The following is a 16,702-nucleotide window of genomic DNA, read 5'->3' as shown; positions in this document are numbered from 1 at the left end:
TTTCCATGGACAACGAACAGAAGTTTCTCGACTACCTGAAGCGGGCCACCGCCGACCTGCGCAAGGCTCGCCGCCAGGTGCGGGAGCTGGAGGACCGCCACAGCGAGCCGGTGGCGATCGTCGGTATGAGCTGCCGGTTCCCCGGCGGGGTCGCCGATCCCGAGAGCTTCTGGGAGCTGCTCGCCGGCGGGGTGGACGCGATAGCGGGTTTCCCTGCCGACCGGGGCTGGAACACCCAGGGTGTCTACGGGGCCACCGCCGGCGCGGGGGTGTCGACGACGAGCCAGGGCGGGTTCGTCTACGACGCGACCGGCTTCGATGCCGACTTCTTCGGGATCAGTCCCAGGGAAGCGCTGGCCATGGACCCGCAGCAGCGGGTCCTGCTCGAATCATCATGGGAAGCACTGGAGCAGGCCGGTATCGACCCCGGCTCGCTGCGCGGTTCGGCTACCGGGGTGTTCGCCGGAGCGGGGTTCTCCGCCTACGGGGCGGGGCTACCGGTCAGCGACGCCGAGGGCTACGTGGTCACCGGCAACGCAACCAGCGTGATCTCCGGCCGGGTGGCGTACTGCCTAGGCCTGGAGGGCCCGGCCGTGACCGTGGATACGGCCTGCTCGTCGTCCCTGGTCGCACTGCACCTGGCCGCCCAGGCGCTGCGTTCCGGCGAGTGCACGCTGGCATTGGCCGGCGGGGTCACCGTGATGGCGGAACCCGGCACCTTCGTGGAGTTCTCCCGCCAGGGCGGGCTCGCCTTCGACGGGCGGTGCAAGCCGTTCGCCTCGGCGGCCGACGGCACCGGCTGGGGTGAGGGCGTCGGGATGCTCGTCGTTGAACGACTGGCCGACGCCCAGCGCAACGGCCACCGCGTACTGGCCGTGGTCCGGGGCAGCGCGGTGAACCAGGACGGCGCCTCGAACGGGCTCACCGCGCCGAACGGCCCCTCCCAACAGCGGGTGATCCGGGCCGCGCTGGCCAGCGCCCGGCTGTCGGCCGCCGATGTGGACGTGGTCGAGGCGCACGGGACCGGCACGGTCCTCGGCGACCCGATCGAGGCACAGGCACTGCTGGCCACCTACGGCCAGGACCGGCCGGAGAACCAGCCCGTGTGGCTGGGCTCGGTGAAGTCGAACATCGGGCACACCCAGGCTGCCGCCGGCGTCGCCGGGGTCATCAAGATGGTCCTGGCCCTGAATCACGACCTGCTGCCGCGCACCCTGCACGCCGAGGAACCGTCGCCGCACGTGGACTGGTCGGCAGGGCAGGTCCAGCTGCTGACCGAGCCGGTGCCGTGGACGGCCAACGGGCAGCCGCGCAGGGCCGGGGTGTCGTCGTTCGGGATCAGCGGCACCAACGCGCACGTGATCGTCGAGGAACCGCCCGCCGCCGCGCCGGCCTCCACGCCGAAGCCCGACGGTGCCGAAGCGACCGATGCGGAGGTGGGTGCCTCCGCTACCGAAACACCGGCCGTGCTGCGCGGCGGCCCGGTGGCCTTGCTGGTGTCTGGCCAGAGCGCCGACGGTCTGCGGGCCCAGGCGTCGCGGCTGGCCGCACACCTGACCGCGCGCACCGCACTGACGCCGGTGGACGTCGCCTGGTCACTGGCCACGACCCGGCCCGCACTCGAGCACCGGGCCGTCGTCATCGGCACCGACCGCGACGAGCTGGTCACCTCGGTGTCCTCCCTGGCCACCGCGACACCGTCGGCCTCGGTCGTGACCGGCGTCGCCGAACTCTCCCGCCGGGTGGTCTTCGTCTTCCCCGGCCAGGGTTCGCAGTGGATCGGGATGGGCCGCGAGCTGGCCGCGTCGTCGCCGGTGTTCGCCGCCCGGCTGGCCGAGTGTGGGCAGGCGCTGTCGCCGTACGTTGACTGGTCCCTCGACGACGTGCTGGCCGGAGCAGCGGGTGCGCCGGGCCTCGAGCGGGTCGACGTGGTGCAGCCCGTGCTGTGGGCGGTGATGGTGTCGCTGGCCGGCTGGTGGCAGGCGGCGGGGGTGCGACCCGATGCGGTGGTCGGGCACTCGCAGGGTGAGATCGCGGCCGCGGTCGTCGCCGGGATCCTGTCCCTGGAGGATGCCGCCAAGATCGTCGCGCTGCGCAGCCGGGCGCTGACCGCGCTGTCCGGCGCGGGCGGCATGTTGTCCCTCGCCGCGCCGCTGGACACCGTCGCGGCCCGGCTGGCACCGCACGGCGGCCAGCTGTCGGTCGCCGCGGTCAACGGACCGGCAGCCACGGTCGTCTCGGGCGAGCCCTCGGCGCTGGCCGCCCTGGCCGCCGAGTTCGAGGCGGAGGGCGTCCGGACCCGGCTGCTGCCGGTGGACTACGCCTCCCACGGGCCGCACGTCGACGCCATCCGGGACGAGGTGCTGGACCGGCTGGCCGACATCACTCCCCGGCCCGCGCTGCTGCCGATGATCTCGGCGATGACCGGCGAGTACCTGGCTGGCGACGAACTCGATGCCGAGTACTGGTACGCGAGCCTGCGCGCGACGGTGGAGTTCTCCCGGGCCGTCGAGACATTGGGCCGCGCCGAGTACGGGGCGTTCATCGAGGTCTCCCCCCACCCGGTGCTGACGACCGCGATCACCGAGACCCTCGAGGCCGACGCCCGGACCGAGCCGTTGGTGGCCGGGACGCTGCGCCGTGACGACGGCGGCGCGGCGCGGGTGCTGGCGTCCGTGGCCGCGGTGTACGCGCGGGGCGTCGTCGTGGACTGGTCGGCGGTGCTCGCCGAGGGCGAGCGGGTCGAGCTGCCCACCTACGCGTTCCAGCGGCGGCACTACTGGCCGACACCGGCCGAGGGCGGCCAGCCCGGCTCCCCGGCTGACTCGTCATCGCCGGGTGAGGCACGGTTCTGGGCCGCCGTCGAGGCGAACGACGTCGCCGGCCTTGCCGGCGCGCTGTCGGTCGAGGACGACTGGCCGCTGCACGAGGTCGTGCCGGCGATGGCCTCGTGGCGACGGCACGACCGCGAGCAGTCCGTGCTGGCCGACTGGCGCTACCGGGTCACCTGGATCCCGGTCGCCGACCCCGGTCCGGCCACACTGTCCGGCACCTGGCTCGTGCTCGCCCCCCTCGATGAGCGCGGCGAGCCCGAGAACCCGCGCGACAACCTGGCCGCCGCGGTCGGCGGAGCCCTGTCGGCTGGTGGCGCGGACGTCCTCACCCTGCACCTTGCCCCCGACGCGCTCGACCGGGCGACGCTCGCCGCCCGGATCGGTGCCGCCGCACCGTCCGCCCCGCCGACCGGGGTGGTGTCGCTGTTGGCGTTGGACCGGGCGCCGGTGGCGGGCGTTCCGGTTGTGCCGGCCGGTCTGGCCGGCACGGTCGGTCTGATCCAGGCGCTGGAGGATCTCGGCCTGGCCGCGCCGCTGTGGGTGCTGACGTCGGGAGCGGTCGGGCCGGACCGGGCACCCGGCGGTGTCTGGCAGGCGCCGGTGTGGGGCTTGGGCCAGGTCGCGGCCCTCGAACAGCCGGAGCGTTGGGGTGGTCTGGTCGACCTACCCGAGGTGCTGGACGACCGGGCGGCGCGCCGCCTGTGCGCGGTACTCGCCGCCGGCTCCGGTGGCGAGGACCAGGTGGCGATCCGCGGCGCGGGTGTGCTGGCCCGCCGCCTGGTCCGGGCGGCACCGCCGGCCGAGTGGACCAGGGATGCCTGGGCTCCGCGCGGCACCGTGCTGGTCACCGGTGGGACCGGGTCGATCGGGGCTCGGCTGGCGAGGTGGACGGTCGGGCGCGGCGCGGTCCGGGTTGCGCTGACCAGCCGTTCCGGTCCGGCGGCGCCGGGGATCGGTGCGCTGGCAGCCGAGCTGGCGGTGGCCGGTGCGTCGGTCGCCGTGCTGGCCGCGGATATCGGGGCGCGGGCCGAGGTGGCCGGCCTGGTGGGGTGGATCGGTGGGAACGGGCCGAAGCCCAGCTCGGTGTTCCACGCGGCCGGTGTGGTCGTGGGGACTACGCTGGCCGATCTCGACCTGGCCGGTCTCGGTGCATCCATGGCGGCCAAGGCCGGCGGCGCCACCCACCTCGACGAGCTGATCCCCGACGCGGACGCGTTTGTCACCTTCTCCTCGGGCGCCGCAGTCTGGGGTGGCGCCCAGCTGGGTGGGTACGCCGCGGCCAACACGTACCTGGATGCGCTGGTCGAGGATCGGCGCGCGCGTGGGCTGGCCGGCACCTCGGTGGCCTGGGGGTTGTGGGGTGGCGGCGGCATGGGCGACGGCCCGGCAGGTGAGGCGCTCCGGCGACTCGGCCTGCGGGACATGGACCCGGATCGCGCCATCGAGGCGCTGGCACACGCCCTCGACGAGGGCGACGGTCCGCTCACCGTGGCCGACATCGACTGGACCCGGTTCGCGCCGGTGTTCACCGTGCGCCGGCCCAGCCCGCTGATCGGTGAGCTGCCCGAGGTGCGGCGTGCCCTCAGCGAGCCGCCACCGTCGGTGGCCGGCCCGCGTGGGGCCGGCGACACCGAGCTGGCCGCCCGGTTGGCCGGGTTGGACCGGGTCGAGCAGACCCGGCTGTTGACCGACCTGGTGCGGGCCGAGGCCGCGGCGGTGTTGCGGCACCCCTCGCAGGAGACACTGGCGGCAGGGCGTGCGTTCAAGGACCTCGGCTTCGACTCGGTCACCGCCGTCGAGCTGCGTACCCGCCTGAACACGGCGACCGGCCTGACCCTCCCGACGACCCTCGTATTCGACCACCCCACGCCGGCCGCGGCCGCGGGATTCCTGCGGACCGAACTGCTCGGCATCCTGCCCGACGTCGAGACACCGACCGGAACCCACACCAGCGCCGGCCCCGGGGAACCGATCGCGATCGTGGGGATGGGCTGCCGGTTCCCCGGCGGTGTCCGGGATCCGGAGGATCTGTGGGACCTGCTGGTCGCAGGGACCGACGCGATCGCCGGGTTCCCCTCGGACCGGGGTTGGGACCTGGAGGGCCTGTACGCGGGGGTGGACACCGCCGCGTCGACGACCCAGGTGGGCGGCTTCATCTACGACGCGGCCGCGTTCGACCCCGCCTTCTTCGGGATCAGCCCGCGCGAGGCGATGGCGATGGATCCGCAGCAGCGGCTGCTGCTGGAGACGGCGTGGGAAGCGATCGAACGGGCGGGCATCGATCCGGCGTCCCTGAAGGGCTCCGCGACCGGGGTGTTCGCCGGTGCCAGCTTCGGTGGGTACTCCTACGGCCTGGCCGGCGAGGCAGGCTCGGAGGGCTACCAGCTGATCCGCGGACTTGCATCGGTCATCTCGGGTCGGGTGTCGTACACCCTGGGGCTCGAAGGCCCCGCGGTCACGGTGGACACGGCCTGTTCGTCGTCGCTCGTCGCGCTGCATCTGGCGTGTCAGGCGTTGCGCGCCGGCGAGTGCTCGATGGCGCTGGCCGGTGGCGTGGCGGTGATGTCGACGCCGGGTGCGTTCGCGGAGTTCTCCCGCCAGCAGGGGCTGGCGTTCGACGGGCGGTGCAAGGCGTTCGCCGCCGACGCCGACGGGATCGGGTGGGGTGAGGGCGCCGGGTTGCTCGTGCTGGAGCGCCTCTCCGATGCCCGCCGCAACGGCCACCAGGTGCTCGCGGTCGTGGCCGGTAGCGCGATGAACCAGGACGGCGCCAGCAACGGGTTGACCGCGCCCAACGGCCCCTCGCAACAGCGGGTGATCCGGAGCGCGCTGGCCAACGCCGGACTGCGCGCGGACCAGGTCGACGCGGTCGAGGCCCATGGCACCGGCACGGTGCTGGGCGACCCGATCGAGGCGCAGGCACTCCTGGCGACGTACGGCCATGGCCGTGACGATGACCAGCCACTGTGGTTGGGATCGGTGAAGTCGAACATCGGGCACACCCAGTCGGCGGCCGGCGTCGCCGGGATCATCAAGATGGTGCTGGCGCTGCGGCACCGGCAGCTGCCGCGAACCTTGCACGCCGAACACCGCAGCCCCCACGTGGACTGGTCCGCTGGCAACGTCAAGCTCCTCACCGAACCGGTCGACTGGCCGGTCAACGGCCGTCCCCGTCGCGCCGGGGTCTCGGCGTTCGGGGTCAGCGGCACCAACGTGCACGCGATCCTGGCCGAAGCTCCGGTCGCCGACGCCGCCATCGAGAGAGCCGACGACACGGAGGCGCCAGTCGCGGACGCCCGGCCGCCGGTGCTCACCTCGCCGAGCACGGCGTGGTTGGTGTCGGCTCGGAGCAGCGCGGCGCTGGCGGCGCAGGCGGGTCGGCTGGCCGAGTTCGTGGCGAGCCGTCCAGAGCTGGACATCGCGCAGGTGGCCTGGTCGCTGGCCACCACCCGGTCGACGTTCGAGCACCGGGCCGTCGTGTCGGGTGCCGGGCGGGAGGAGCTGCTCGCGGGGTTGACCGCGTTCGCGGACGGCGAGCCGACCGGCAGCGTGACCAGTGGCGCGGTCCCGGTCGACAGTGATGCGGTGCGGGTGGCGTTCGTCTTTCCCGGCCAGGGTTCGCAGTGGCTGGGGATGGGGCGGGAGCTGGCTGCCTCCTCTCCGGTGTTCGCGGCCCGGCTGGCGGAGTGCGGCCGGGCGTTGGCCCCGTACGTCGACTGGTCGCTGGACGACGTGCTCGCCGGGCTGGAGGGTGCGCCAGGCCTCGACCGGGTCGACGTGGTGCAGCCGGTGCTGTGGGCGGTGATGGTGTCGCTGGCGAGCTGGTGGCAGGCGGCCGGGGTGCGGCCGGACGTCGTGATCGGGCATTCGCAGGGTGAGATCGCGGCGGCGGTGGTCGCGGGGATCCTGTCGCTGGAGGATGCGGCGAAGGTGGTCGCGCTGCGCAGCCGGGCCCTGACCGCTCTCTCCGGGGCAGGGGGCATGCTCTCACTGGCCGCCCCTCGGGACGCTGTCGCCGCCCGGGTGGAGTCGAGCGATGGCCGGCTGTCGGTCGCGGCGGTGAACGGTCCCTCGGCCACGGTTGTCTCCGGCGAGCCGTCGGCCCTGGCGGACCTGGCCGCCGAGTTCGAGGCGGAAGGCGTCCGGACCCGGTTGCTGCCGGTGGACTATGCCTCGCACGGGCCGCAGGTCGACGCCATTCGTGCGGAGGTTCTCGAGCTGCTGGCCGGGATCGTCCCCGGGCCGGCGCGGGTGCCGATGGTGTCGGCCATGACCGGTGAGTACCTGCGAGGTCCCGAAGCCGATGCCGGGTACTGGTATGCGAGCCTGCGGGCGACCGTGGAGTTCTCCCGCGCCGTCGAGGTGGTGGGCCGGGTCGGGCACGGGGCCTTCATCGAGGTCTCCCCACACCCCGTGCTGACCACCGCGATCGGCGACACCCTGGAGAGCCTCGACGACCACGACGGCGTTCCCGAGCTGGATGACACACGCACGGTCGCGGCCGTCATCGGTTCCTTGCGCCGCGACGACGGCGGCTCCCCGCGTGCGTTGGCCTCCCTGGCCGAGGCCCATGTCGGTGGGGTCTGCGTCGACTGGCCCTCGGTGCTGGCCGAGAGCGGGCGGGTCGACCTGCCCACCTATGCGTTCCAGCGCCAGCGGTACTGGCCGAAGCTCACGACGGCCACCGCGACCGGCGCGACCTCCCTCGGGCTGGGTGCGGCCAACCATCCGCTGCTGGGTGCGGCGGTGGACCTGGCCGACGGCCAGGGCCTGCTCTGCACCGGACGGCTGTCGGTCCGGTCGCAGCCCTGGCTGGCCGACCACGCCGTCGCCGGAACCGTCCTGCTGCCGGGGACGGCCTTCGTGGAGCTTGCCGTCCGGGCCGGGTTCCAGGCCGGTTGTCCCCGGGTCGAGGAGCTGACCCTGGCCGCACCGCTGGTGCTCCCGGCCGACGGCGCGGTCCGCGTGCAGGTGACCGTGAGTACCCCTGACGAGCGGGGCCACCGGGCGGTCGCGGTGTACGGCCAGCCCGAGGAATCCGCCGACGAGGGGACCTGGACCCGGCACGTCACAGGGCTCCTCGCGCCGGCGACCGCGCCGATGGATGCCGGGCACGGCGATTTCCGGCTCTGGCCGCCTCGAGATGCCGAGGCGGTCGACCTCACCGGTCACTACGAGCTCCAGGCCCAGGGGGGCTACGGTTTCGGGCCGACGTTCCGGGGTCTGCGGGCCGCCTGGCGCCGGGGTGGCGACATCTTCGCCGAGGTCGCACTGCCCGATGACGCGACCGAGGACGCGGCCGGCTTCGGTCTGCACCCCGCCCTGCTCGACTCGTGCCTGCACGCCTCGAGCCTCGCCGGGCAAGCGTGGACCGGGCCCGTCGCCGATGGAGGACGGGGCGAGGTACTGCTGCCCTTCGCCTGGACCGGGCTGTCCCTCCACGCGTCCGGTGCGTCCCGACTGCGGGTCCGGCTCCGACAGGACGCCGACAGCGGCGGGATCTCGCTCGTCGCGACCGACACCACCGGCACGCCCGTGGTCAGCGCCGAGTCGCTGGTGCTGCGCCCGGTCTCGGCCGGTGCCCTTCAGCCGTCCGGCGGCGGCGTGGACGACGCCCTGTTCGCGGTCGTGTGGACGCCGGTCGGCGCCGACCCGAAGCCTGCCGGTACCGCGACCTGGGCCGTGACCGGCGCCGACCCCTTCGCGCTGGCCGCCGGCCTCACCGCGCACGGGACCCCGACGCGGACCTACGCCGACCTCGCCACGCTGACCGAGGCGGTCGACGCCGGCGCGACGCCACCGGAGCTGGTGTTCGCCAGCATCCAGGCCGGCAACGGCGCCGCGACCGATCCGGCGGAGTCCGCCCGCCGGTTGACGGCCGAGGTGCTCGACCTCCTGCAGCGGTGGCTGGCCCTCGACGCGCTGGCGCCGGCCCGGCTGGTGATCGTCAGCCGGGGGGCCGTCGCCACCGAAGCCGGCGCCACGGTGTCCGACCTGCCCGCCTCGGCAGCCTGGGGCCTGGTCCGCTCCGCACAGTCGGAGGACCCGGAGCGGCTGATCCTGGTCGATCTCCCGGCGAACGGCGCCGACAGCGACACACTCGGTGTGCTCGCCGCCGCACTGGGTGTCGGCGAACCCGAGCTCGCCATCCGTGACCACACCGCGTTCGGCAGGCGGCTCGTGCGGTCGACGACACCGCCGTTGGTCCCGCCGGCCTCCGGCCCGTGGCGGCTGGACGCCGAGGAGAAGGGCACCCTGGCCGGCCTGGCCCTCGTGCCTCACCCTGAGGCGAGCGCGCCGCTGCGGGACGGGGAGGTACGGATCGCGGTCCGCGCCGTCGGCCTGAACTTCCGCGACGTCCTGATCGCCCTCGGCATGTACCCGGAGCAGGCGTTGGTCGGCGCCGAGGTCGCCGGCGTCGTCGTCGAGACCGGCGCGGCGGTGACCACGGTCGGGGCCGGGGACCGGGTACTCGGTATGGCCTCCGGTGCGGCCGGGCCGCTCGTGGTCACCGACGCCCGCCTGGTGACGAGGATGCCGTCGGACTGGTCGTTCGCCGCGGCCGCCACCGTCCCGATCGCCTACACCACCGCCTGGTTCGCCCTGGTAGACCTGGCCGCCGCCCGACCGGGACAGCGGCTGCTCGTGCACGCCGCGGCCGGTGGGGTCGGCACGGCCGCGGTCGCGTTGGCCCGACACCTGGGGCTCGACGTCTACGCCACGGCGAGCCCGGCCAAGTGGCCGACGCTGCGCGCGATGGGGCTCGGCGACGACCACATCGCCTCGTCGCGGACCGCCGAGTTCGAGGCCGCCTTCCTCGCGGCGACCGACGGCGAGGGCATGGACATCGTGCTCAACGCACTGGCCGGTGAGCTGACCGACGCGTCACTGCGGCTGCTGCCCCGAGGCGGAATGTTCCTGGAGATGGGCAAGACCGACGTCCGCGACCCGGCCCAGGTCGCCCACGACCACCCTGGCGTGAACTACCGGACCTTCGTCACCAGTGACGCCACCCCGGAGCGGCTCGCCGAGATCCTGGCCGAGGCCACCGAGCTGATCCACGACACCACCCTCGCGACGCTCCCGGTGCGGGCCTGGGACGTGCGCAGGGCGCCGGAGGCGTTCCGGTTCATGAGCCACGCCCGGCACGTGGGCAAGATCGTCCTGACCGTGCCGCCCGACCCCACCGCCATCCGGCCGGGCGTACTGCTGATCACCGGTGGCACCGGGACGGTCGGCGGCCTGATCGCCCGGCACCGGGCCACGACCGGCCACACCGACGCTCTGCTGCTGACCAGCCGCTCAGGTCCGGCCGCTCGCGGCGCCGCCACGCTGGCCGCCGACCTGGCCGAGGCCGGTAGCGAGGTACGGATCGTCGCCGCTGACGCCGCCGATCGTCCGGCGCTGGCCTCGGTACTGGCCGGAGTGGAGCTCACGGGCGTCGTGCACGCCGCCGGTGTCCTCGACGACGGCGTGATCGGATCGCTGACGCCGGACCGGATCGACGCGGTGCTGCGCCCCAAGGCCGACGCCGCCTGGAACCTGCACGAGCTCACCTCGGGGATGGACCTGGACACCTTCGTCCTCTTCTCCTCCGGCGCGTCCGCGTTCGGCGCGGCCGGGCAGGGCAACTACGCCGCCGCCAACGCCTTCCTCGACGCGCTCGCCGCGTACCGGCGCGCGGCGGGGTTGCCCGCCGTCTCACTGGCCTGGGGGTTCTGGGCCGACACCAGCGCACTGACCGGCCAGCTCACCGACCGGCACGTGGATCGGCTCTCCCTCGGCAGCGCTGGCCCGCTGAGCGCCGAACAGGGCTGTGCACTCCTCGACCTGGCCGCGACCCGCGACGACGCGCTGCTGGTCCCGATCCGGTTGGACGTGGCCGGGATCCGGGCGCAGGCCGCGCTGGGCACCGAGCTGGCCCCACTGTGGCGGGTGCTCACCGGCGGTGCCTCCCGACCTCCGGTCGCCTCCACCGGACCCGCCGCCGGGTCGGCCGCCGAGTCACTGCGCGGGGAGCTGACCCGACTGTCCGGGTCGGACCGGACCCGGCTGCTGCTCGACCTGGTCCGGGGTCACGCCGCGGCCGCACTCGGCCACGCGACGCCCGAGGCCATCGAGCCCCGTCGGGCGTTCCGCGATCTGGGGTTCGACTCACTGACCGCGGTCGAGCTGCGCAACCGGTTGGCCGCCGCCACCGGCCTGCGGCTGCCGGCCACGGCGATCTTCGACCATCCCTCGGCCTCGGCCCTGGTCGAGTACCTGCGTGCCCGGGTGCTCGACGAGGGCCCGTCGGTCCCGACGCCGACCGGTGCGGTCGCGGCCGAAGCGGAACCGATCGCGATCGTCGCCATGAGCTGCCGCTTCCCCGGCGATGTGACCGATCCCGAGACCTTCTGGGACCTTCTCGCCGGCGGCGTCGATGCGATCTCCCCGTTGCCCCGCGACCGAGGGTGGCTGGGTGCGAGCCTGGACCACACCGACGGCGCGAACACCGCGCAGGGCGGTTTCCTCCGAGGGGCCGCCGAGTTCGATCCCGGTTTCTTCAGCATCAGCCCGCGCGAGGCGCTGGCCATGGACCCGCAACAGCGCGTGCTGCTCCAGACATCCTGGGAGGCCCTGGAGCGGGCCCGCCTCGACCCGACCGCCCTGCGCGGATCCGTCACCGGGGTCTACGTGGGCGCGTCGTTCTCCAGCTACGGGGCCGACCTACCGCCCGATCTCGCCGGCCATCTCCTGACCGGCACCGCGGCCAGTGTGATGTCCGGGCGGATCTCCTACATCCTGGGCCTGGAAGGCCCGGCGGTCACCATCGACACCGCCTGCTCCTCGTCCCTGGTCGCGATGCACCTGGCGGTGAACGCGCTGCGGACCGGGGAGTGCACCCTGGCCCTCGCCGGCGGCGTCACGATCATGGCCACCCCGGGCAGCCTGGTCAGCTTCTCGCAGCAGGGGGCACTGGCGGCCGACGGTCGGTGCAAGGCCTTCTCCACCTCTGCCGACGGCATGGGCATGTCCGAGGGCGCCGGCATGCTGGTGCTGGAGAAACTCAGCGACGCCCGGCGCAACAACCACCCGGTGCTCGCCGTGATCCGGGGCAGTGCCGTGAACTCCGACGGCGCATCCAACGGCCTCACCGCGCCCAACGGTCCCTCCCAGCAGCGGGTCATCCAGGCCGCACTGGCCAACGCCCGGCTCTCGCCGGCCGACGTGGACGCCGTCGAGGCGCACGGCACCGGCACCGAGCTGGGCGACCCGATCGAGGCCCAGGCCCTGCTCGCCACCTACGGACAGAACCGGCACGACGGGCAGCCGCTGTGGCTCGGTTCGGTCAAGAGCAACCTCGGCCACACCTCGTGCGCGGCGGGCGTGGCGAGCGTGATCAAGATGGTGCTGGCGCTGCGACACGAGGAGCTGCCCCGGAGCCTCTACGCCGAGAAACCGTCCACCCACGTGGACTGGGCGGACGGCGACATCCAGCTGTTGGCGCAGTCGCGGCCGTGGCCCCGCAACGGGCGAACGCGCCGGGCCGGGGTCTCCTCCTTCGGGATCAGCGGCACCAACGTCCACCTCCTGCTCGAGGAAGCCTCGGCCCCACCGGCCGACGCCGCCCCGGACCGGACGAGCGCCACCGAGACCGAGCCGGAATCCCTGCTCGCCGGGCCGGCCACCGCATGGCTGGTGTCCGGCCGGACCGGCGCAGGGCTGGCCGTCCAGGCGGACCGGCTGCGTGAGCTGGTCTCGGCGGAACCCGATCTGGACCTCGCGGGCCTTGCGTGGTCACTGGCCACCACGCGCACCCGGTTCGAGCACCGAGCTGTGATCACCGGCGCGAGCCGCGACGAGCTGCTCGCCGGCCTCTCCGCCGTGGGCTCGCGCCTGCCGGCCCCCGGGGTCAGCACCGGCACGGGCTCCGCCGGAGGTGGCACCGACCGGGTGGTGTTCGTCTTCCCAGGCCAGGGATCGCAATGGGTGGGCATGGGGCGGGACCTGGCGGCGGTCTCACCGGTGTTCGCCGCAAGCCTGACCGAGTGCGGCCAGGCACTGGCTCCTCACCTGGACTGGTCGTTCGAGGACGTGCTGCACGGTCGGGATGGCGCACCGGACCTGGACCGGATCGACGTCGTGCACCCCATGCTCTGGGCGGTCATGGTCTCGCTGGCCGCCTTCTGGAGTGCCGCGGGGATCAGGCCGGACGCGGTGGTCGGCCACAGCCAGGGTGAGATCGCCGCCGCCGTGGTCGCCGGTGTCCTGTCGCTGTCCGACGGTGCACGGGTGGTGGCTCGCCGAGGCCAGGCCATGCGGGCGCTCGCGGGACAGGGTGGCGTGCTCTCGATCGCCGCACCCCGGGACGCGGTGCGGGCTCGCCTCGACGCCGGGCACCCCGAGCTGGCGGTGTCCACGGTGAACGGGCCCGAGGCGATCACCGTCTCCGGTGCCATGGAGGCCCTGCGGGCGCTCGCGGGCGAGTGTGAACGCGACGGCATCCGCGCACGGTTCGTGCCGATGGACTACGCCCCGCACGGCCCACAGATCGAGACCATCCGCGAGGAGGTGCTCGCCGCCGTACGGGGGATCACCCCACAACCCGCGACCGTTCCGATCGTGTCCGGGATGACCGGTGACTATCTCGACGGCACTGAGATGGACGAGCAGTACTGGTACGACAGCCTGCGCGCCACCGTCGAGTTCAGCCAGGGGATCGAGCGGCTGCACACCGACCACTGTGGCGTGTTCATCGAGGTGTCGCCGCACCCGGTGCTCACCTCCGCGATCACCACGACCCTGGAACGTCTGGCCACCTCGGCGGACCCGGTGGTCACCGGATCGCTGCGCCGCGACGACGGCGGTGCCGCCAGGGCGCTGGGGTCGCTCGCCTCGCTGCACGTGCGCGGGGTGGCCGTCGACTGGACCAGGGTGCTGGTGCCCTCGGCCCAGGTGGACCTGCCCACCTACGCTTTCCAGAACGAGCGTTATTGGCCGGTGCCGACGGTGTCCGGGGGCGGGGACGTCTCGTCGGCGGGCCTCGAGTCGGTCGGCCACCCGTTGCTGGGTGCGAGCGTCCAGCTGGCCGAGGGCGACGGTCTGGTCGTCACGGGACGGCTGTCGGTCCGGGCCCAGCCCTGGTTGGCACAGCACACGATCGCCGGGTTGACGGTGCTGCCGGGCGCGGCGCTCGCCGAGCTGGCGATCGTGGCCGGTCACCAGGCCGGGTGCGCACGGATCGACACACTCACCCTCACCACCCCGTTGGTGCTGTCCCCGGACCTCCCGACCCAGGTCCAGATCGCGCTCGGTGCGCCGGGGACCGGCCCATCGCCGGAGAGCAGGACAGTCCAGATTTATGCCCGCACGGAGCACCCCGCTGACCCGGCCGACCAACCGGCGGGCGCCGCCGCGGCCTGGACCTGGCACGCGGGCGGTGTGCTGAGCCCGGCCGACGTGGCCCCGCCCGCCGTGGCACGGGAGTTCTTGACCTGGCCACCCCCCGATGCCGAACCGGTCGAGCTCGGCGACCTGGAGGTGTCCGAGACCGGCGCTGTCGCCCCCCGCCCGAGGTCGGCCTGGCGACACGGGAGCGACCTGCTGCTCGAGGTGACGCTGCCCGAGGCGGTGTCGGCTCAGGCCGGCTTGTTCGGAGTCCACCCGATCCTGCTCGAGTCGGCGTTCCAGGCCGTGGTCCTCGTCACGGAGTACGCCGACCCTGGCCGGCCGGGGGAGCACGCGATGGTCCCCGCTTCCTGGGCCGACGTCACCGTGCACTCGCCGGGGGCCTCCCAGCTGCGGGTCCGCCTGCGTCCCCGCTCAGAGGGCTGGTCGTTGAGCGCGTTCGACAAGACCGGCGCGCCCGTGGTCACCATCGGTTCGGTGGCGCCGCGGCCGGTGACGGCGCGCGAGCTACGGCGCGCGGGCAACACGCTGCGCGACTGTTTGTTCGACCTGGCCTGGGTGCCGGTTCCCGATCCCACCTCGGCGATCACCGGGCCGTGGGCGGTGACCGGAACCGATGCGGTCGGATTCGGCGCCGGGCTGCGGGAGGTCGGTGCGACCGTCGGCGACCACCCGGACCTGGCCGCGCTGGCCGCCGCGATCGACGCAGGTGAACCGATCCCTCAGTTCGTCGTGGCCTGTCCCCGGACGGCGCGGGAGGCAGGTGAGACTCCGGGCGAGGCCGTCCGACGGGTGATCACGGAGGTCCGCGCGCTGCTCGAACAATGGCTGGCGTTGGAGCCGCTCGCCGGGGCCCGCCTGGTGCTGGTGACCCGAGGGGCGGTCGCGGCCGGGGCGGACCAGCTCGCTCCGGAGCTGACCGGGGCCGCGGTCTGGGGGTTGGTCCGCTCCACCCAGTCGCGGGAGCCGGGTCGGGTGGTCCTTGCCGATCTGAGTGCCGGCGACCCCGACGCCGCCGCACCCGACCGGTTGAGCATGCTGCTCGCCTCCCTGGCCTCGGACGAACCGGAGCTGGCTCTGCGGGGCGACACGGTCTACGGGCGGCGCCTGATCCGTCCCACCGGCGCTGTCCTCGCATCGGAGCTCCCCGTCGGCCACCCCGGAGGTACGGTCCTCGTCACCGGCGGTCCGGGCACGGCGGCGGCCCGGGCGGCTCAGCACCTTGCTCGGACCGGCAGGGTCACGGCCGTCACCGTGGTCACCACCCCGGGCCCGGCCGCCGCGGGCACCGCCGTACTGGCCGCCGACCTGGCCGGCGCCGGAGCCGACGTCCGGATCACCGCCTGCGATCTCGCCATCTGGGACCCGGACGGCGAACGTGCCGCCGGCACCCGAGGCGAACTGACGCGTGTGCTGGGCGGCCGTCCCCAGGACCCGCCGAGGTTCGTGGTGCACGAGTCCGAGGACAGCGACCCGACCGCGCTGGACGTGGCGTGGAACCTCCACCGGCTCACCGCCGATCTGGATCTGGACGCGTTTGTCCTGTGCTCCACCCTCGCCGCCACCCTCGGCACGGCGGAGGCGACGGACGAGGGCTGTGCCCAGGCGGGTTTCCTGCATGCCCTGGCGGACCAGCGTCGAGCGGCCGGTCTCCCGGCCGTCACTCTGGCCTGGGGACCCACGGCCGGCGAACAGACGGCCCTCGGTCTCGCCGCAGAGCCTGGCCCGAGCAGTCGTCCCCCGGCGATCGGGGTACTGACCGAGGACGACGCGCTGGCACTGCTCGACATGGCGGCGGAGCGCGACGAGACCTCACTGGTGCTGGCGCGGCTCAACGTCGCCCGCCTGCGCGCGCCGGTCGACGCGGGACCGGGCGACGAGCCGGCTCCCGTGTGGCGCAGGCTGGCCGGGGCCACCACTGTCGCGGAAGCGACGGCTGACGGCGCCGATGTGGCCGAGGCGCTGCGCCGGCAGCTGGCGTCGCTGGCCACGGACGAGCAGGAACGGATGCTGTTCACGCTGGTCCAGGCCCACGTGGCCGCCGTGCTCGGCCAGGGCTCGACGGAAGAGGTCGAGCCCCAGCGCGCCTTCAAGGACCTCGGTTTCGACTCCATGATCGCGGTCGAGCTGCGGAACCGGCTGAACCAGGCAACCGGCTTGAGGCTGCCCGCGACCGTGGTGTTCGACTATCCGACCACGGCGGCGGTGGCCGAGTACCTACGCGGGTTACTGGTGCTCGACGGTGCCGGTGGCGCCGATCCGGAGGAAGAAACGCTGCGGCGTGTCCTGGCGACCACCGCGATCTCCCGGTTCCGCGACGCCGGAATCCTCGATGCCCTGCTTCGGCTGGCGGACCCGGACGGCGGCGTCCGGCACCCCGACGGCGGCGGACGCGCCGAGGAGATCGACCAGCTCGACGCCGAGAGTCTGGTCCGCATGGCGCTGGAGTCCGAGAGCGCTGACCACTGATGCTTTCG

At 73.9% G+C, this 16,702-nt stretch carries 1 protein-coding gene; it reads left to right on the top strand.

From position 1 onward, the window contains the following. Positions 1 to 5 precede the first annotated feature (5 nt). A complete protein-coding gene (locus tag G406_RS58705; protein ID WP_051341808.1) occupies positions 6 to 16,694 on the top strand; it encodes a type I polyketide synthase in 16,689 nt (5,562 codons plus the stop codon). Positions 16,695 to 16,702 lie beyond the last annotated feature (8 nt).

This window comes from Actinospineispora spinosispora DSM 44797 (assembly GCF_000429025.1).
Classification (GTDB): Bacteria; Actinomycetota; Actinomycetes; order Mycobacteriales; family Pseudonocardiaceae; genus Pseudonocardia; species Pseudonocardia spinosispora.
The sequence above is the reverse complement of the archived record's forward strand: the minus strand, read 5'-3'. Positions and strand labels throughout refer to the sequence as shown.

Excerpts from the sequence above, each read along its gene's own strand:
- G406_RS58705 (WP_051341808.1), top strand. The coding sequence starts at position 6 with ATGGACAACGAACAGAAGTTTCTCGACTACCTGAAGCGGGCCACCGCC.